Origin of the sequence: Kribbella sp. NBC_01245 (assembly GCF_036226525.1) — a bacterium.
Lineage (GTDB): Bacteria > Actinomycetota > Actinomycetes > Propionibacteriales > Kribbellaceae > Kribbella.
In genome coordinates this window covers 5245362-5263919 of the sequence record NZ_CP108487.1, presented here as the reverse complement: position 1 = coordinate 5263919, position 18558 = coordinate 5245362, and the positions used below count along the sequence as shown (strand labels likewise).

Here is an 18558-nt window from a genome sequence, read left to right as displayed (position 1 = left end):
CCGACGTGTCCTTTGGCCATGGCTTTGCTGTAACGATGTGATCGTGGGGGTCGACACGCGTCGTAGATATAGATAGGTGCCTTACCTGCAAGGGATTTTGGGTGCGTCCAAGACTCAGTTTGGTCCAAGCGGGAAGGTGCTTCGTAGGCGGAGACACAACGACGGGTCCGGCGGTCACGGTGACGGCTGATGGGCGGGGTGTCGGCTCGCATGCCAGGTCGCGGCCGCTGGCGGATCTGGCCGTGTGACGGGCTGGTTGAGGCGCGTTCGGTGCGGGAGGTGCGGCAGTCCCGCTCGGCGCATAACCCTGGCCGGGCGCTGGTCGATGTTGCGGTGATGCTGGCCGACAGCGGCGCTGCGATCTCGGACCTGGCTATATCGCGCGACCAGTCTGTTCGGCCGGTCGCCTCGAGCGGCACGGCATCGCGGGTCCTGGACAGCCTTGATGAGGCTGTCCAGGACCGGTTGCGGCAAGCGCATGTAGCCGTCTGGGAGCGTGATTGACTGGCACGAAGTCGAGCATGGGCGGGGATATATGCCCATGGCCGGGATGTACCGGCCTTGACAGCCGGCGGGCGACTGGCGCCGGGCCTGGTCATTGCTCTCGATGCCGGCCTGGGACCTGCGGGCTGGCCCGAGGCTAAGCGGGTCATCGTGCGCCGTGAACGGCCGCACCCGGCCGCGCGCAACTGTCACTGATCGACCAGCGTGACGGGCTGCGCTACCAGGCCTTCGCCACCGACACAGCTCGTGGCCAGCTCGCCCACCTGGAAGCCAGGCACTGCGCCCACGCCCGCGTCGAAGACCGGATCCGCTGCGCGAAAGACACCGGTATCGGCCAGTTCCCATCGCGAATGTTTGCACTCAACGCCGGCTGCTGGAACTCGCCCTGACCGGCATCGACCTAATCGCCTGGACTCAAGACACGCTGCTTGACGGGGACCTGGCCACCGTGTGAACCCAAAGCGCTGCGCTACCGGATCCTCAACACCGCAGCCCGCATCATCCGAGGGCAACGCCGCACCTACCTGCGGCTCGCCAAACACTGGAAATGGGCACAAGGCCTCGCAGCCGCTTTTGCCGTCTCCTATTGATCCCGCATCCACTCCGGACCTGAACGCTGACCGGCTTGACCACCCGCGACCAAAGGACAACGGAACGCCGGCAAGCCCCTCAGGCCCAACAACCCTCACGGCCCCTCGACCCAATCCACGCCCAGGATCAACGCCTTACTGAAAGACCGGCGCTAGCGTTCGTTGCACTTGGGGCGCCAGGGCGGGCAGGTGGTGCCGCCGCCGGGTTTGGTCGGTTTGGTGGTCGGCTTGCCGGTCGGCGGGGGTGTGGTCGTTGTGGGCGGCGGGGTGAGCGGGTTCGGGTCTTTGCCGTTCGACAGGTAGATGATGATCGTCGCGCCCGCGATGGCGCCGTCGCTGCGTCGTGGCGAGGTGTACGCCACGGTGCCCTCGGGCTGGTCGGAATCGCGCCGCTCGTCGGACACCTCGGGGTTGAACCCGGCGGCCTTCAGCGTTGCCACGGCCTCGTCGGGGGACATGCCCGTTACCCGGGGTATCGGTAGCACGTCTCCCTTCACTATGTCCGAGTCGGGCTTACGAAAAGGGATCTCAGGCAGACCCTCGTGGATCGACCGCATCGCGGCCTCCCAGATGGGTCCGGCGGTGCCACCACCCGAAACGCTGCCGCCGAGACGACGTCCGTTGAACGTCAGCTTGGTGAGGCTCTCCTGGGTACCATCCGGGTCGGTGATACCGACCGCCGCCGCGTAGGTCGGCGTGTAGCCCACGAACCAGACGGCCTTGCTTTCGGACGTCGTACCAGTCTTGCCGGCGACCGGACGCCCAAAGTTGAGCCTGCTGCCGGTACCGCCGGTGGTCATGACACTCTGCATCACCCGGTTCACACCATCCGCGTAGTCCGGCTGCATTACCTGCGTGCAGTTGCCGCCCGGAGTGGGGATGTTCTTGCCGTTGCTGTCGGTGATCGAGGTGATGACGACCGGGGTGCAGTACTTGCCGCGCGCCGCGAAGGTCGCGTACGCATTTGCCATCATCAACGGTGTGACGTTACCGACGCCCAGGGTGTACGAAGGGTAGACCTTCAGCGGCTTACCGATGATGTCGCCACCCTCGGTCTTGGCATTGACGACACCGAGCTTGGTGGCAAGCGTTGATGGCCCGCACAAGCCGATCTCCTTGGACAACAGCAGGAAGTAAGTGTTGACCGACTGGGCCGTAGCCCTGATCAGGTTCATCGGACCGCTGATGGTCGAGTTCTTTGGCGTGTACTTCGGCTCCCACACGACGCCGTTGCAGGTCCGGAACCTTGCGCCGCTCAGGTTGATCGTCTTCTTGGCGTCGATCATGTGGTTCAGCGGGATGCCCTGCTGAATTGCTGCCGCCAGCACGAACGCCTTCATCGTCGAGCCGGGCTGGAAGCCGCCGAAGCCGCTGCCGTACGACGCTTCGACGTTGTAGTTCCAGGTGGTCTCGCCCTTGGCCTTGTTGTTGCCGTACGGCCGGCTCTGAACCATCGCCTTCACCAGACCGGTGCCCGGTTCGACGATGCTCATCGCGGCCATCGCCTGGTCCCCAGGCTGTGAATTCGCGCTGATCGCGGCCTGGGCCTTGTTCTGGACATCCCGGTCGAGCGAAGTGCGGATCTTCAGGCCCGCGGACTTGATGTAGTCGGCCCGCTCTTTGGGGTTCTTGCCTAGCGCCGGGTTGTTCAGCAGTTGCGCGTAGACGTACTCGCAGTAGAAGGGGTACGCCGAGGAGGCGCAGCCCTTCGGCACTTCCTGGACCTTGTTCTTATCGATCACCGGGGTCTTGATCGCGTCCGCGGCCTGCTTCGGCGTGATGACCTTGAGCTCCTGCATGCGCCGCAGGACCACGTCACGCCGTTCCTTGGCCCGCTTCATGCCGGAGGCGGTGGTCGGGTTGTACGCGCTCGGGCTCTTCACGATGCCGGCCAGCAGTGCGGCTTGCGGCAGCGTCAGGGTCTTCGCGGTGGCCTTGAAGTAGTGCCGGGCCGCGGCCTCGACGCCATACGCGCCGTCGCCGAAGTTCGCCAGGTTGAGGTAGCGGAGCAGGATCTCGTCCTTGGAGTACTGCTTCTCGACGGCGACCGCATACCGCAGTTCGCGGATCTTGCGCTCATACGTCTCGGCCGTCGCGGCCTTCTGCTCTTCCGGCGTATCGGCCTGCTGCAGCAGCACGAGCTTCACGTACTGCTGGGTGATGCTCGAGCCACCCTGCTGGACCGACCCCTCGGTCTGGTTGCGCATCAGGGCGCGCAGGGTGCCCTTGGCATCGAGCGCGCCGTGCTCGTAGAAGCGGTAGTCCTCGATCGAGATGATCGCCTGCTTCATGATCGGCGCGATGTCGCTCAGGTTGCCCAGGATCACCCGGTTCTGCTCGAACAGGTTCGCGATCGGCTTGCCGTCGGATCCGACCACGGTGGACCGGACCGGCGGTGGGGTGACCTTCAGCTCCTGTGGCAGCTGTTCGAAGGTCTCCGAGGCCCGCTGGGTGCCGAACCCGGCCAGACCGGCGAAGGGGATGGCGAGACCGGCCGCCAGTGCACCGGATAGAACGCTCACCCCGAGAAACAAAACTACCGACTGGACGACTCCCCGGTCGCCTTTATCCCTAACGCGCATGACGACGAGCCTACGTGATATCGCGCTGAGGCCGAATCGTCAGATGTGATCTTCCTCACGGCAACTAAACGGCCTCTCGAGACGTCTGTAGGCCAGGGATATCCCCGGCCTACAGACTCCTCAATCAGGCTGCGACAGTGTGCGCTGTGCTGGTGACCGAGGCAGGCTCCAAGGCCAGCTCGAGCACTTCCCGCACGTCGCTGACCGCGTGCACGGTCAATTCCGCCAGCACCGACGCCGGCACATCCTCGAGATCCGGCTCATTCCGCTTCGGAATCAGGATCGTGGTCAGCCCCGCCCGGTGTGCCGCCAGCAGCTTCTGCTTGACGCCACCGATGGGCAGCACGCGTCCGGTCAGTGAGACCTCACCGGTCATCGCCACCTCGGAACGGACCGGCCGTCCCGACAACAGCGACGCCAGCGCGGTCGTCATCGTCACACCGGCACTCGGCCCGTCCTTCGGTACGGCGCCCGCGGGCACGTGCACGTGGGTGTTGCGCTCGGCCAGATCGCCGACCGGCAGACCCAGCTCCGCGCCGTGCGACCGCAGGTACGACAGGGCGATCTGGGCCGACTCCTTCATCACGTCACCCAACTGCCCGGTGAGGGTGATTCCGGTCGGTCCGGTCTCCTTGTCGGCCAACGACGCCTCGATGAACAAGACGTCACCACCAGCACCTGTGACGGCTAGACCCGTCGCAACGCCCGGTAGCGCCGTACGCTCCGCTGACTCGGGAGAGAACTTCGGCGAGCCGAGGTAACCCTTCAAGTCCGCAGACGTCACGTGCACAACCGGAGACGCTGCAGGATCTAGAGCCAGCTTGGCTGTCACCTTGCGCAGCACGCGGGCGATGGCTCGCTCTAGCTGCCGTACGCCGGCCTCGCGGGTGTATTCGCCAGCAAGCAGGCGTAGAGCGTCCTCGTCGATAGAGGTCTCCTCGGCCAGTAGACCCGCGCGATCCAGCTGCCGGGGCAGTAGGTGGTCACGAGCGATGACTACCTTCTCCTCCTCGGTGTAGCCGTCGAGCTGGACCAGTTCCATCCGGTCGAGCAGGGGCGCCGGGATCGAGTCGAGCACGTTCGCCGTGGCCAGGAAGACCACGTCGGACAGGTCGAGCTCGACCTCCAGGTAGTGGTCGCGGAAGGTGTGGTTCTGCGCGGGGTCGAGGACCTCCAGCAGCGCGGCCGTCGGGTCGCCCCGGTAGTCCGCACCCACCTTGTCGATCTCGTCCAGCAGCACGACCGGGTTCATCGAACCGGCCTCCTTGATGGCCCGGACGATCCGCCCCGGCAGCGCACCGACGTACGTCCGGCGGTGACCGCGGATCTCGGCCTCATCGCGGACGCCACCCAGCGCGACCCGGACGAACTTCCGTCCCATCGCCCGCGCGACCGATTCGCCGAGCGAGGTCTTACCCACGCCGGGCGGACCGACCAGTGCCAGCACCGCGCCACTGCGACGGCCGCCGACGATGCCCAGACCACGATCGGCCCGGCGGCGCCGTACGGCCAGGTATTCGGTGATGCGTTCCTTCACGTCATCCAGACCGGCGTGGTCGGCGTCGAGGATGGCGCGGGCCTCGGCGATGTCGTACCCGTCCTCGGTCCGCTCGTTCCAGGGCAGATCCAGCACGGTGTCCAGCCAGGTACGGATCCAGCCGACCTCGGGGGACTGCTCGGACGTGCGCTCGAGCTTGTCGACCTCGGCGATCGCGGCCTTGTGGACGTGCTCGGGCAGATCGGCGGCCTCGACCCGGGCCCGGTAGTCCTCCTCCTCGGAGGCGGTGGTGCCGTCCAGCTCGGCCAGTTCCTTGCGGACGGCCGCGAGCTGCTGGCGAAGCAGGAACTCGCGCTGCTGCTTCTCCATCCCCTCCTGGACGTCCTTGTTGATCGTGTCGGCCACCTCGAGCTCGGCCAGGTGGTCCTTCGCCCAGCCGATCAGCTTGGTCAGCCGCTCGGACACGTCAGGCGTCTCCAGCAGCCAGAGCTTCTGCTCATCGGTCAGGTACGACGCGTAGCCGGCCAGGTCGGACAGGGCCGAAGCGCCTTCCACCTGCTTGACCGAGTCGATCACCTGCCAGGCGCCACGCCTTTGCAGCACGGTCGTGACCAGCTGCTTGTACTCGCGGGCCAGCTCGCCGACGCGCCCGTCGCTGGTCTCGTCGAGGACGGTCGCCTCGACCCACAGCGCGGCACCCGGGCCCGTCGTACCGACACCGATGCTGACGCGCTGCGTCCCGCGGATCACGGCCGCCTGGGCACCGCCCGGCAGCCGGCCGATCTGCTCGATCTCACCGAGCGTGCCGGCTTTCGCATATTTCCCGTCCAGGCGCGGCACCAGCAGCACCTGGTCCTGCCCGGCGGCCTGCGCGGCCTCGATCGCGGCCCGGGCCTCCGCCTCGGCGAGGCGAACGGGCACGACCATGCCGGGCAGAACAACGACATCGTCGAGCGGCAGAACAGGAAGGTTCAAGGTCTCACTCACGGCAGTCACACCCTCTACTGAAAATTGAGTCTGTGAGGCTCAACCATGCTCAGCGCCGCCTGATTCCCCGTTCGCTCAGGGCGAAGTCAGCCGGCTAAGAGAGTCCCGATCGTGCGGAGTCCGTCCAGGTCGTGCACGTCGTCGGCCAGCGCCGGAACCGAGACCGTCGGGATGGCCCGGTGCCAGCGCTTGAACCGGTCGGCCCGCTTCTGATCGCCAACAACCTGCTGCATCCGATCGGCGTGCAGACGCAGTACGCCGCCCGCCAGTCCGTCCTCGCCGAGCTGCTCGGCCGCGGCGAGACATCGTTCGGCCGAAAGGGACTGGGCCTGCGTGGTGGTCACCCGGTTGAGTACGACGCCCGCGAGCGGCATGCGCTCCTGTCGGAGGCGCTCGGTGAAGTACGACGCTTCGCGCAGGGCGTCGTTCTGCGGCGCGGCCACGACGACGAAGCTGGTGAGCGGTTCGCGCAGCAGGGCGACGGTCTTCTCGGCCCGATCGCGGAAACCGCCAAACAGGGTGTCGAAGGCGTTCGCGAAGGTCTGTACGTCGGTCAGTACCTGTGCGCCGAGGATCTTGTTCATCACCGACATCGCGACGTTGACCCCGGCCGACATCAACCGCAGCGGCCCGCGTGCCGGAGCAAGCAGCAGGCGCAGGAAGCGGCCCTCCAACAGCGAGGCCAGTCGCTCGGGCGCGTCCAGGAAGTCGAGCGCCGAGCGGGATGGCGGGGTGTCCACCACGATCAGGTCCCAGCTGTCGTCCTCGAGCGCCCGCTTGTGCAACTGCCCGAGCTTCTCCATCGCCATGTACTCCTGGGTGCCGGCGAACGACGACGACAACGCGACGTAGAACGGGTTCTCCAGGATCTGCTTGGCCTTCTCGGGCGAGGCATGCGCGAGCACGACGTCGTCGAACGTGCGCTTCATGTCGAGCATCATCGCGTCCAGCCGGCCGCCGTTCGACTCGTCGATATCGGCGACTGCGCGGGGGGTGTTGTCGAGCTCGGTCAGCCCGAGCGCCTGGGCGAGGCGTCGCGCCGGGTCGATCGTCAGTACGACGACTTTGCGGCCCTGCTCAGCGGCGCGCAGGCCAAGTGCGGCGGCCGTGGTGGTTTTGCCGACACCGCCCGCGCCGCAGGTGACGATGATCCTGGTCTCGGGATCGGCGATCAGGTGATCGAGGTTGAGTGCGCCGTCCAGTTCGCGGCTCATGCGGTCAGCTCCTCGGCCAGATCGAACAGCACGCCTGTGTCGATGCCGTCGGCAACCAATCCGAGATCGACGACTTTCTTGCCCAGGGCATCGATCCGGCCGCGGTTCTCGCGTTCCAGTCCGACCCGTACGGCGTGGTCGTGCGCCTCGGCGGCCAATCCGGCGACGGTCTGTTTGTCCGCGGGTAATCCGGCCGCCTTCAGGCCCTTGGTCAACTCCGCGAGGGGCAGTTTCTCCCTGGCAGCAAGGGTTAACGTGTCGTCGTCGAGCGGGCTGTGCCGGACCATGTTGACGATGATCGAGCCGATCCGCAGGTCGAGGGCTTCCAGATGTTCGACCGCGTCCAGCGTCTCCTGGACCGGCATCTCCTCCAGCAGCGTGACGAGATGGACGCGGGTGATGTCGGAGCGCAGCATGCCCATGATCGAGTCGGCCTGGTTCCGGATCGGGCCGACCTTGGCCAGGCCCGCCACCTCGTGGTTCACGTTGAGGAACCGGGTGATCCGGCCGGTGGGCGGCGCGTCCAGCACCACCGCGTCGTACGCGAGCCGTCCGTGCGCCTTGCGCCGCGTCGCCTCGTACACCTTGCCGGTCAGCAGCACGTCGCGCAGCCCCGGCGCGATGGTGGTGACGAAGTCGACCGCGCCGACCTTGTCGAGCACCTTCCCGGCCCGGCCGAGGTGGTAGAACATGTCGAGATACTCGAGCAGCGCGGCCTCCGCGTCGACGGCCAGCGCGAACACCTCGCCACCACCCGGACCGACCGCGATCTTGCGCTCGACGTACGGCAACGGGGGTACGTCGAAGAGCTGCGCCAGCCCTTGCCGGCCCTCCACCTCGATCAGCAGCACCCGGCGCCCCTCGTCGGCCAGCGCCAGCGCCATCGCGGCAGCCACCGTCGTCTTCCCGGTGCCCCCCTTGCCCGTCACCACATGCAGCCTCGCCATGCCGGCCAGCCTAGTGGCCGGTTGGTGGGGTGCCTTGAGCGATGGCGGCGTCCAGGTGCGTGCATCGCAAGGCGGAGGGTCGGTCTCGATGCCCAGCATCGTGGCCGGCACTCCAACGCCGCGAGGTGCGTGCCTGGGCGCCGGCAGCGCCCAAGGCACCCCACCAACGGGCCACTAGGGGCCAGGGTGTTCGCGAAGGCCGGTTAGAGTCCAGGCATGACCAAGTGGGAGTACTTCACTGTGCCCTTGTTGGTGCACGCCACCAAGGAGATCCTCGACAACGTAGGCATGGAAGGCTGGGAGCTCGTCTGCGTCGTGCCCGGGCCGACCCCCGAGTCGCTCGTCGCCTACCTCAAGCGTGAGGTCCAGGACTCGTGAGCGACGCCGAGAAGAACCTCGCGGACCTCGGCCTGACGCTGCCGGAGGTCGCCAAGCCGGTCGCGGCGTACGTGCCGGCCGTCCGGACCGGGAACCTCGTCTACACCTCGGGCCAGCTGCCGTTCCGCGACGGCGCCCTGATCGCCACCGGTAAGAACGGCGACACCGTCGAGGCGGACGTGGCGGTCGACTGTGCCCGTCAGTGCGCGCTCAACGGCCTGGCCGCGATCAAGGCCCTGATCGGTGATCTCGGCCAGATCAAGCGCGTCGTCAAGGTGGTCGCGTTCGTCGCCTCCACCCCCGACTTCACCGGTCAGCCCCAGGTCGCGAACGGCGCGTCCGAGCTGCTCGGCCAGGTCTTCGGCGAGGCCGGCGAACACGCCCGCAGCGCCGTCGGCGTGCCCGTGCTGCCGCTCGACGCACCGGTCGAGGTGGAGCTCATCGTCGAGGTCGCCTGACATGACGCCGTACCGGCCCGCTCCGCCGGCGCGCGCCGAGCCGGCTTTCGGGCCGGCTTTCGGGTCGGCGGCCGGCCCGGCTTTCGGGCCGGGCGGGGTGGCCTCGCGCGCGGTTACGGTTGAGGTTCGTTGCGAGGTGAGCCGTGCCCGGGGATGACCTCCGGGCACGGCCACTGACCGGCCGGCTGGCCAGCACCGCCCTCGCCTTCCTCCGCGACCGCCCTACGCCGGTCGAACCGCGCCCGGCGGCCACCGTGATCCTGCTCCGGCCTGCCGTTGGTTCCCCTGAGGTCTACCTGCTCCGGCGTACGACGACGATGGCGTTCGCGGCCGGCATGTCGGTATTCCCGGGCGGCCGGGTCGATCCGACCGACGCGACCATCGCCGACTCGTGGTCGGGCCCGTCGCCGTCGTGGTTCGGGGAACGGCTGGGTTGTTCCGCCGAGATGGCCGCCGCGTACGTCGCTGCCGCCGTACGGGAGACCTTCGAGGAGTCCGGCGTACTCCTGGCCGGTCCATCTGCCGACTCCGTAGTCGCCGATACGACCGGGGATGACTGGGAGGCGGATCGGGTCGCGCTGGAAGGGCGCTCGCTCGGGTTCGCCGACTTCCTGCACCGGCGCGGGCTGGTGCTGCGGGCGGATCTGCTCGGGCCTTGGGCGCACTGGACCACCCCGGAGTTCGAGCCCCGCCGGTACGACACGGCCTTTTTCGTCGCGGCACTCCCAGTCGGGCAGATCACGCGGGATGTGTCGGGCGAGTCCGACCAAGTGGCGTGGATGCGTCCGGCGGATGCGGTCGCGGCGGTCGAGGCCGGGGAGATGGCGATGCTGCCGCCGACGTACCTCTGTTGCCGCGACGTGGCCGCCCACGAGACGGTGGACGCAGTCCTGGCTGAATCCGCCGACCGCCCGATCCCGTCCATCCTGCCGACACTGCGCCTCGACGGGGAACACGTCTACCTGGAGACCGAATGACCACCTCCTCTTCGGCCGTTGAGGTGGTGACCGACAGGGCGACTCGCATCCTGGCGGCGAATCCGGGTCCGATGACGCTCGAAGGCACCAACACCTGGATCCTGCGCGAACCGGGCGCGTCCGCCGTCGTCGTGGTCGATCCCGGACCACTGCTCGAACCGCACCTGCAGGCCGTACTCGATCACGTGGCGTCCATTGGCTGCCATGTCGAGACGGTTTTGCTGACGCACGGGCACTACGACCACTCCGAAGGCGCCGCGTGGTTCGCCTCCCGGGCCGGCTGCTCGGTCCGCTCGGTAGACCCGACCTTCCGCCTTCCTGCCGAGCACGACCTCCTTGGCGACCTACTCGACGGCAAGGTGCTCGCGGACGCCCAAGACCTCCTCGACGGCCAGGTGCTAGTAGTCGACGACCTACGCATCGAAGTCCTCGCGACGCCCGGTCACACCGCCGACTCGGTCTGCTTCAACCTGCCGGACGAGGGCTCCCTACTCACCGGCGACACCGTCCTCGGCCGTGGCACCTCCGTAGTCGCCCACCCCGACGGAACCCTCGCGCCGTACCTGGACTCCCTACACCGCCTACAAGCCCTCCAAGGCGTCGCCCGCCTCCTCCCCGGCCACGGCCCGGCAATCGAGAACCCGGCCGCCGTACTGGCCTACTACCTCCAACACCGCGCCGAACGCCTAGACCAAGTCCGCGCCGCCGTAGCCGCCGGAGCCACCACCCCCGCCGAGGTAGTCCAAGCCGTCTACGCCGAGGTCCCCCCCATCCTCTGGCCCGCCGCCGAACGCTCCGTCCGCGCCCAACTCGACTACCTAGCCGCCGAGTCCTAACCCACCACCCGGCCCCGCCGGCATATCGGCCGCTGCCCTCCCGCCGCCTCCCGCCGCCATCTGCCGCCGCCTGGCGCTGCCCGGACTACCTGCCCTATTCCGAGTGTCGACCCTCGGAATGGGGAGTCGACCCTCCAAATTTGGCGTGTCCACATCCCATTCCGGATGTCGACACTCGGAATAGGGCCGCTGGAGTTATCCACAGATTGGTGGGAGTGGCCGATTTGAGGGGGTGCGGGAGCTCATGCTGGGAGGGTGAATCCTCAGTTGAAAGCCGTCGCGGCGCGTCAGGGCAACGTGTTCAGTCGAGCACAGGCTTTGACGTGCGGTTACACGGACGACCAGATCAAGTACCTGGTGGCCGATCAGAGCTGGCGACGCATCCGGCATGGGCAATTCGCGGAAACGGTGGACCGCAGCCATCTGCCGCCGTGGGGTCAGCGTGCGGAGGAACATGAGGAGGCGGTGCATGCGCTGCTCAACTCGTTGGAGCCAGGGTCGGTTGCCGTCAGCCACCAGTCGGCCCTGCTCCTGCATCACGTACCGGTCTACGGCCTTGATCTGTCCAAGGTGCACGTGACGAAGCTGAACCGGCGGATTCGATCGATGCCAGGCGTGAGTTGCCACCGAGGCGAACTGGTCGCGGCGGACCTCGCGACCGTCAATGGCGTGCCGATGACCACTCCCGCTCGGGCGATCGTGGAGACGGGCTGCCGGGCGCCGTTCGAGGCCACTGTGATCGCAGCCGACGCGGCGCTCCGCCAAGGGAAGGTCCAGCCCGAGGAGGTCGAGCGACTCCTGAACGCCACCGTCCGCTGGCCTGGTAGCCCGAAGGCGCGAGCGGCCTTTCGCTTCGCCGACGGCCGGTCCGAGTCGGTCGGCGAATCGCGGCTCCGGATCCTGATGGCCGACCTGGGATTGCCGGCACCGGAGCTGCAGGTGGAATTCGCTGACGCAGCCGGGCAGTTCGCGCGGGTGGACTTCTACTTCCCGGAATTCCGGACGGTCGTCGAGTTCGACGGACTCGTCAAGTACGGCGACTCCGCCGGCGAGGTGGTGATGCGCGAAAAGGCGCGCGAAGACCGCCTCCGCGCCCTCGGCCTTGAGGTCGTCCGGCATCACCTGGGCCGACCTCGCCGCACCGGAAGCCCTCGCCGAGCGAATCCGCCACGCTTTCGCCCGCTACCGCGATTCCCAGTGGGAGGGCCGCCTGCGGGTCGCGGGTTAGCGGGCGCGGCGTTGGAGGCGGTCTATGTCCAGGAGGACGACGGAGCGGGGTTCTAGGCGGACCCAGCCTCGGGAGGCGAAGTCGGCCAGGGCCTTGTTGACGGTTTCGCGGGAGGCGCCGACGAGTTGGGCCAGCTCCTCCTGGGTGAGGTCGTGGTGGACGTGGACGCCGTCGTCGGCGGTACGGCCGAAGCGGCTCGCCAGGTCCAGGAGGGCCTTGGCCACGCGGCCGGGGACGTCGGAGAAGACGAGGTCGGCGACGACGTCGGAGACCTTGCGGAGGCGGGACGCGAGCTGGAGCAGCAGGCCGCGGGCCACCTCGGGGCGGCCGTGCAGCCAGCGGAGCAGCTCGTCGTGGGTCAGCGACATCATCGTGGCGTCCGTGACGGCGGTGACGGTCGCCGAGCGGGGGCCCGGGTCGAACAGGGAGAGCTCGCCGAACATCTGACCTGGGCCGAGTACGGCGATCAGGTTCTCGCGGCCGTCCGCCGACGTACGGCCGAGTTTGACCTTGCCCTCGATGACCACGAAGAGGCGGTCACCGGAGTCGCCCTCGTGGAACAGGACCTGGCCGCGGCGAAGGCGGCTCTCGCTCATGGCGGCGGCTAGCGCGTCCGCCGCCTCGTCGTCCAGGGCACTGAACAACGGCGCTTGCCGGAGCACTGCTGCGTCCACGAAACGGCCTCCTCGACCTGTCGTACACGGTCCACCGATCGTTCGGTGGGACCTCACCTTGCCCGGCAAAACCTATCGCGCTGGCACCCGGGTGCCTGAAAACCGTAGCCCCTTGCCTGTCGGTACCGCCACGTAGGCTTGCCTGCATGCCCAACCAGCGTGTCGCGGCGTCCGGCTCCGGACCGTCTCCAGCATCCCCCGCGAAGACCGTCGACGCCTCGATCGGCGCGCCCGCTCCGGCCCGGAAAACCGCCGCAAAACGCGCCCCGACCAGCAAAAAAGCGGCTGCACCGGCCAAGAAGGCGGCCGCACCAGCCAAAAAGCCGCCTGCCAGGAAGTGGGGGGAGGAGACGCATACCCAGCTGGTCCGGCGCGCCCGGCGGATCGATCGTGAGCTGACCGAGACCTATCCCGACGCGCACTGCGAGCTCGACTTCAGCAGCCCGCTCGAGTTGCTCGTGGCCACCATCCTGTCGGCCCAGACCACGGACAAGATGGTGAACAGCGTCACTCCGCGCCTCTTCGCGAAGTACCCGGACGCCGCGGCGTATGCGGCCGCCGACCGCGAGGAGATGGAGGTCATCCTCAAACCGACCGGCTTCTTCCGCGCCAAGACGAACAGCCTGATGAAGCTCGGCCAGGTCCTCACCGACGAGTACGACGGGGAGGTGCCGAACAAGCTGGAAGAGCTGGTCAAACTCCCCGGCACCGGTCGCAAAACGGCGAACGTGGTGCTCGGCAACGCCTTCGACATCCCGGGGATCACCGTCGACACGCACTTCGGCCGGCTGGTTCGCCGGTTCGGCTGGACCGAGGAGACGGATCCGGTCAAGGTCGAGCACCTCATCGGCGACCTGTTCCCGAAGAAGGACTGGACGATGCTCTCGCACCGGCTGATCTTCCACGGCCGGCGCCGCTGCCACGCCAAGAAGCCGGCCTGCGGTGCGTGCCCGATCGCGCACTGGTGCCCGTCGTACGGCGAGGGCCCGACTGATCCCGAAGCCGCCGCGAAGTTGGTCAAGGCGTGAGACCGGTCGCCGTGGTGCTCGTGCTCGCCGCCCTTGCGGCTGGCTGCGGTACGACGCGCCCCGGCGACCCAAGCCAAAGCCAACCCCCAGGCCGAACCGGGAGCCAAGGCACCAGCCAAACCCGCCCGAGCAACGCGAACCAGCTCGAAGCCTGCCCCACCACCGAGTCGCGCCCACCCGTGGCCAACGGCCTGCCCGACGTCACCCTGCCGTGTCTCGGCGAGGGCCCGGACATCCGCCTGGCCGACCTCCGTGGCCCCCTCCTGATCAACATCTGGGCCCAATGGTGCGGCCCCTGTCGCGACGAAGCGCCGTACCTGGCCGAGCTGGCCAAGAGCACCAAGGTCCAACTGATCGGCGTCGACTACGCAGACCCGCGCCAGGACCAGGCGGTGAAGTTCGCCGTCGAGCACGATCTGGCCTATCCACACCTGTCCGACCCGGACAAACAACTCGCCCAACCGCTGCGCATCCCCGGTCCACCGATGACCGTGTTCGTGACGGCGAAGGGCGAGATCGCCTACAGTCACGTCGGTCCGTTCCGTTCGCAGGAGCAGCTCGACCGGCTCGTGAAGGAAAAGCTCGGAGTCACCCGGTGAGGAATCCGCTCAAAACGAGTACGACGTTCGAGGTCGCGCTGCCCGAACGCCTGGCGCCCTTGGCGAAGGCGAGTCGCGAGGTCGACCCGACCGAGTTGTCCCGCTTCGTGCCGCCCGACGACCCGAGCGTGCGGAAGAGCGCCGTGCTCATCCTGCTCGCGGACGACGGCGGGTCCCACGCACCGGACGTGCTGCTCACCGAGCGATCCTTCGAGCTTCGGTCCCACCCGGGCCAGATGTCCTTCCCCGGCGGCCGGTCGGATGACGAAGACGGCGAGGGCGCCGAGGGCCTGATCCGCACGGCGCTGCGCGAGGCCGAGGAGGAGACTGGCCTCGATCCGAGTGGCGTCGAGGTGTTCGCGATCTGGCCGGCGTTGTGGGTTCCGGTCAGCAACTTCGCGGTCTCGCCGGTGGTCGCGTGGTGGCGGGAGCCGTCGCCGGTGGCCGTGGTGGATCCAGCCGAGGTGGCATCGGTGCACCGGGTCTCGATCGCGAAGCTGGCCGATCCGGCCAACCGCGTGAGCTGCCTGCACCCGTCGGGTTTCACCGGGCCCGCTTTCCTGGTGGACGACCTCTACATCTGGGGTTTCACGGCCGGTTTGCTCGACAAAATGCTCGCCCTCGCCGGGTGGGCGGTCCCCTGGGACACCTCCAACGTCGTACCGTTGCCCGACCGGCTGGTCGAAGCGGCCTGGCGGAACGAGGGACAGCGGTCGCACGAACTGCGCCGGCTGACCCGGATCGAGCACGACCTGGGACCAGGAGAGGACGCGCAGTGACCGGTCTCGATATCGCGTTGCTGGTGGTCACCGCCCTGGTGGCCATCTCGGGCTACGTCGAGGGCTTCGTGCTCGGCGCCTGCGCGACGATCGGCCTGCTCGCGGGTGCGGCAGTCGGGGTGTACGGCGTACCGCGGGTGCTGGACAACTTCGCGCCGAGCGTGCAGGTCTCGTTCGCCGCCCTCGTGCTGGTGGTGATCCTGGCCTCGATCGGGCGGACCATCGGGGCCGTGCTCGGCGCCAAACTGCGAAACAAGATCTCCTGGAATCCGGCCAAGTTCGTCGACGCCCTCGGTGGCGCCGTGCTGGCCGCGGTCTCGGTGATGGTGGTCGCGTGGGTCCTCGGTGTCGCGGTCAGTGGCGCGCGGATCCCGAGTGTGACCACGGCGGTGCGCAGTTCGGAGGTGCTCGCGCGCGTCGACAAGGCGCTGCCGGCGGGCGCGGACCGGGCGTTGCAGGCGTTCAACAGCGTGGTGAACACGGACCTCTTCCCGCGGTTCCTCGACCCGTTCGTGCCCGAGCGGATCCGCGAGGTCCAGCCGCCCGATGGTGGCGTCTCCCGGCTGCCCGCGGTGCGCGAGTCGTACGACCGGATCGCCAAGGTCACCGGCATGGCCAGCTGCGGCCAGGGCATCGAGGGTTCCGGTTTCGTGTACGCCAAACAGCGCGTGATGACGAACGCGCACGTCGTCGCCGGCGTGCGTAATCCCACCGTCGAGGTGGACGGCAAGGCGTACGACGCGACCGTGGTGGTGTTCGATCCGAGCGTCGACGTGGCCGTGCTGTACGTGCCGAAGCTCCCGGCCGAGCGGTTCCTGGTCCTCGACGAGAGCGGTAAGGCCGACGACGCCGCGGTCGTCCTGGGTTATCCGGAGAACGGGCCCTTCGACGCCGAGCCGGCCCGGATCCGCTCGGAGGAGCGCCTCCGCGGCCCGGACATCTACGGCGACCGGACCGTGACCCGGATGGCCTTCCCGATCTGGGCCTCAGTCCGCCCGGGCAACTCCGGCGGCCCGCTGATCTCCCCGAAGGGCACGGTGTACGGCGTGGTGTTCGCCGCCTCGGTCGAGGACGACCGGACGGGTTATGCGCTCACCGCCGAGCAGGTCGCGCCCGCGGCAGCCGCCGGTATCAAGACCACCGAAGCGGTCTCCACCCGAAGCTGCACCTAAAAAGTTCACGGCCGATGCAGCAGGGGAGTGCCCTCACTGCGTTGGTTCGGTGTGACCGTGACAAGTGAGGAACCGAGGCAGTTCGACGAAGTGGTCGCGTCGAACGAGCGGCGCCTGCTGCGGGTGGCGTTGATGCTGTCCGGCAACATCCACAGCGCCGAGGACCTGGTCCAGACCGCGCTCGCCCGGGCCTATCCGAAATGGGACCGGATCAGCCGTCTCGAGCAACCCGAGGCGTACCTGCGCAAGATGGTGGTGAACGAGTTCCTCAGCTGGCGGCGCCGGCTGACGAATCGCGAGCTGCCCATCGCCGAGGTGACCGAGCCGGCCGGCGACGACCTGGCCGGCCGGCAGGCGCAGCGGGATGCCACCTGGCGGTTGCTCGCCACCCTGCCGCGGCAGCAGCGCGCCGTACTCGTGCTGCGTTACTACGAAGACCTTCCGGACGAGGAGATCGCCGCCGTACTCGGTTGCCAGGCGAGCACCGTCCGATCCAATGCCGCCCGGGCGCTGGCGAGCCTTCGCGCCGCCGTACCCGCGCAGAACCAGGGAGACCCGACATGAGCAAGCTGTCCGAGGAAGAGGCCGTCGCCCTGCTGAAGGAGACCTTCAAGGAGCACGAGGCCGAGGCAGAGTCGTTGCCCTTGGCAAGAAAGTCCCGTACGCCGCGCCGCGCCGCCGCGGCACTACTCGCCGCAGCCTCAGTGGCCGCAGTCGTGGCCGGCGGGCTGTACGTCGCGAACCAGGGTGGCGAGCAGGTCGCCGTGACACCGCCGGCGAGCACACCCCCACCCGGGCAGATCTCGCCACCGCCGAGGGTCCGCCCAGCGCCGAGCGTCTACAGTCAGGCGTATGCCGAGGTGATCAAGGCCCTGCTGGTGGACACGCCGAAGCCGGGCAAACTGGTCATCCTGAACGCGCCGTACGCCGGGCTGTTCCCCGGTGACAGCGTGAGTGAGAAGCGCGGCGTGCCCTTCAGCGAGAGCACTCAGTTCCATATCGCGGAGCAGATCCGGGCCTTGGGACCAGTCAGCTGGGTCACGGAGAAGCCGGTGCAGAAGGACATCTGCAATCCCCAGCCCAAGGGCATCGTCGTTGTCACGCTCGGCGAGGTGGTGCGGAAAGACGGGCACCTGGAGATCGTGGCCAATTCCTGGCAGAGCTGCCTCGCGGCCGAGTGGATCACCTTCCGCCTGGACATGGGCGCGACCGGCTGGCAGGTCTCGGGCACAGTCGGACCTCAGGTCATTTCGTGAAGCCACTTCAGCAATAGGTCGGTGAACAGCTCGGGCGCTTCCTCGTGCGGGAAGTGCCCGACGCCGGTCATCACCTCGACGCGGAGATCGTCCCGCACCAGCCGGGCCGGCGTCGCCGTACCGCTGAGGGGGATCGCGCCGTCGGCCGCGCCGTGCACCTGCAGGACGGGTACGTCGATGGGCTGCTGCATCTGCGCCGAGTAGCGACGGCCGTCGGCCCGCAGGCGCGAACGGACCAGCCATCGGTGGTACTCAAGGGCGCAATGCGGCGCGGGCCAAACCTGGAGTGCCGCGCGATACCGGCGACTGGCCTCCGCGTCGGGGAAGAGGCCCGGGCCGGACCAATCACGCAGTAGTTGCTCGATGTACGCGCCGTCCCGGGCCAGCAGGCGTCGTTCCGGCAGGATCGGCAGCTGGAACAGGCCGACCTTCGCCAGCGAACGCAGTCGGCCCGGGTCCCGGGAAGACCGGAGCAAGGTGAGCGGATGGGGTGCCGAGACGGTCGCGAGGGCCCGGACCTGACGCGGTGCGAGTACGGCGGTGGACCAGCCGATGAAGCCGCCCCAGCCATGCCCCACCACGATGGCCTCGCTGGCGCCGAGCGAGCGGATCAAGCCGGACACATCGGCCGAGGCGGTGAACGGGTCGTAGCCCTTCGGCGTCTTGTCGCTCGCGCCGTACCCGCGCAGGTCCATCGCGACCGCGTGATACCCGGCGTCGGCGACGGCCGGCAGTTGGTGCCGCCAGGCCCACCAGAACTCGGGGAACCCGTGCAGGAACAGGACCAGGGGAGCGTCTTCCGCGCCACACGCCGCGACGTGGAAGCGGGCCCCGTTGGCCGCGACGAGCGA

17 protein-coding genes and 1 pseudogene are annotated in these 18558 nt (G+C 68.3%); 12 read left to right on the top strand and 6 right to left on the bottom strand.

Annotated features, from left to right (window positions below; genetic code table 11):
• Positions 1 to 119 precede the first annotated feature (119 nt).
• Positions 120 to 1094 (top strand): annotated as a pseudogene (locus tag OG394_RS40130) (transposase).
• A gap of 152 nt (positions 1095 to 1246) precedes the next feature.
• On the opposite strand, the gene OG394_RS23695 reads toward OG394_RS40130, so the two are convergent.
• The 4 genes from OG394_RS23695 to OG394_RS23680 form a co-directional block, all read right to left on the bottom strand.
• A complete protein-coding gene (locus tag OG394_RS23695) occupies positions 1247 to 3616 on the bottom strand; it encodes a penicillin-binding protein (RefSeq protein WP_328989241.1) in 2370 nt (789 codons plus the stop codon).
• Between the two features lie 184 nt (positions 3617 to 3800).
• Complete coding sequence (lon, locus tag OG394_RS23690; RefSeq protein WP_328989240.1) at positions 3801 to 6161, bottom strand: endopeptidase La; 2361 nt, start codon at positions 6159 to 6161, stop codon at positions 3801 to 3803.
• A gap of 86 nt (positions 6162 to 6247) precedes the next feature.
• A complete protein-coding gene (locus tag OG394_RS23685; RefSeq protein ID WP_328989239.1) occupies positions 6248 to 7375 on the bottom strand; it encodes an ArsA family ATPase in 1128 nt (375 codons plus the stop codon).
• Positions 7372 to 8322: an ArsA-related P-loop ATPase gene (locus tag OG394_RS23680; RefSeq protein WP_328989238.1), complete on the bottom strand. Its 951-nt coding sequence runs from the start codon at positions 8320 to 8322 to the stop codon at positions 7372 to 7374. Before OG394_RS23680 ends, OG394_RS23685 begins: the two co-directional genes overlap by 4 nt.
• Before the next feature lie 216 nt (positions 8323 to 8538).
• Here OG394_RS23680 and OG394_RS23675 point away from each other — a divergent pair, with 216 nt between their 5' ends.
• From OG394_RS23675 to OG394_RS23655, 5 genes are all read left to right on the top strand, one after another.
• Positions 8539 to 8700 (top strand): hypothetical protein, encoded by a 162-nt coding sequence (locus OG394_RS23675; RefSeq protein ID WP_328989237.1) that lies wholly within the window; start codon positions 8539 to 8541, stop codon positions 8698 to 8700.
• Complete coding sequence (locus OG394_RS23670; protein ID WP_328989235.1) at positions 8697 to 9158, top strand: RidA family protein; 462 nt, start codon at positions 8697 to 8699, stop codon at positions 9156 to 9158. Before OG394_RS23675 ends, OG394_RS23670 begins: the two co-directional genes overlap by 4 nt.
• 143 nt (positions 9159 to 9301) lie before the next feature.
• Positions 9302 to 10135 (top strand): NUDIX hydrolase, encoded by an 834-nt coding sequence (locus OG394_RS23665; RefSeq protein WP_328989233.1) that lies wholly within the window; start codon positions 9302 to 9304, stop codon positions 10133 to 10135.
• The gene (locus OG394_RS23660) at positions 10132 to 10971 is read left to right on the top strand and encodes an MBL fold metallo-hydrolase (protein ID WP_328989232.1); all 840 of its coding nucleotides are present in this window, start codon (positions 10132 to 10134) and stop codon (positions 10969 to 10971) included. Before OG394_RS23665 ends, OG394_RS23660 begins: the two co-directional genes overlap by 4 nt.
• Positions 10972 to 11226: 255 nt before the next feature.
• Positions 11227 to 12255 carry a type IV toxin-antitoxin system AbiEi family antitoxin domain-containing protein gene (locus OG394_RS23655; protein WP_328989231.1) on the top strand — a complete coding sequence of 343 codons (1029 nt, stop codon included), beginning with the start codon at positions 11227 to 11229 and terminating at the stop codon, positions 12253 to 12255.
• Here OG394_RS23655 and OG394_RS23650 read toward each other — a convergent pair.
• Positions 12196 to 12873, bottom strand: coding sequence for a Crp/Fnr family transcriptional regulator (locus tag OG394_RS23650; RefSeq protein WP_328989230.1), 678 nt, complete (start codon positions 12871 to 12873; stop codon positions 12196 to 12198). The genes OG394_RS23655 and OG394_RS23650 overlap by 60 nt on opposite strands.
• A 362-nt stretch (positions 12874 to 13235) precedes the next feature.
• Between OG394_RS23650 and nth the strand changes: the two genes are divergently transcribed.
• The 6 genes from nth to OG394_RS23620 are packed head-to-tail and all read left to right on the top strand — an operon-like array spanning position 13236 to position 17707.
• Positions 13236 to 13901, top strand: a complete 666-nt coding sequence (nth, locus tag OG394_RS23645) for an endonuclease III (protein WP_328996863.1) — start codon at positions 13236 to 13238, stop codon at positions 13899 to 13901.
• Positions 13898 to 14500 (top strand): TlpA family protein disulfide reductase, encoded by a 603-nt coding sequence (locus tag OG394_RS23640; RefSeq protein ID WP_328989229.1) that lies wholly within the window; start codon positions 13898 to 13900, stop codon positions 14498 to 14500. The genes nth and OG394_RS23640 overlap by 4 nt, the downstream gene beginning before the upstream one ends.
• Complete coding sequence (locus OG394_RS23635; RefSeq protein WP_328989228.1) at positions 14497 to 15279, top strand: NUDIX hydrolase; 783 nt, start codon at positions 14497 to 14499, stop codon at positions 15277 to 15279. Before OG394_RS23640 ends, OG394_RS23635 begins: the two co-directional genes overlap by 4 nt.
• Complete coding sequence (locus OG394_RS23630) at positions 15276 to 16451, top strand: MarP family serine protease (protein WP_328989227.1); 1176 nt, start codon at positions 15276 to 15278, stop codon at positions 16449 to 16451. Before OG394_RS23635 ends, OG394_RS23630 begins: the two co-directional genes overlap by 4 nt.
• 57 nt (positions 16452 to 16508) lie before the next feature.
• On the top strand, positions 16509 to 17015 hold the full coding sequence (locus OG394_RS23625; RefSeq protein WP_328989225.1) for a SigE family RNA polymerase sigma factor: 507 nt from the start codon (positions 16509 to 16511) through the stop codon (positions 17013 to 17015).
• Positions 17012 to 17707 carry a hypothetical protein gene (locus OG394_RS23620; RefSeq protein WP_328989224.1) on the top strand — a complete coding sequence of 232 codons (696 nt, stop codon included), beginning with the start codon at positions 17012 to 17014 and terminating at the stop codon, positions 17705 to 17707. The genes OG394_RS23625 and OG394_RS23620 overlap by 4 nt, the downstream gene beginning before the upstream one ends.
• Here the strand turns inward: OG394_RS23620 and OG394_RS23615 are convergent.
• Positions 17692 to 18495, bottom strand: a complete 804-nt coding sequence (locus OG394_RS23615; protein WP_328996862.1) for an alpha/beta fold hydrolase — start codon at positions 18493 to 18495, stop codon at positions 17692 to 17694. The two genes, OG394_RS23620 and OG394_RS23615, sit on opposite strands and share 16 nt — an antisense overlap.
• Between the last annotated feature and the right edge of the window lie 63 nt (positions 18496 to 18558).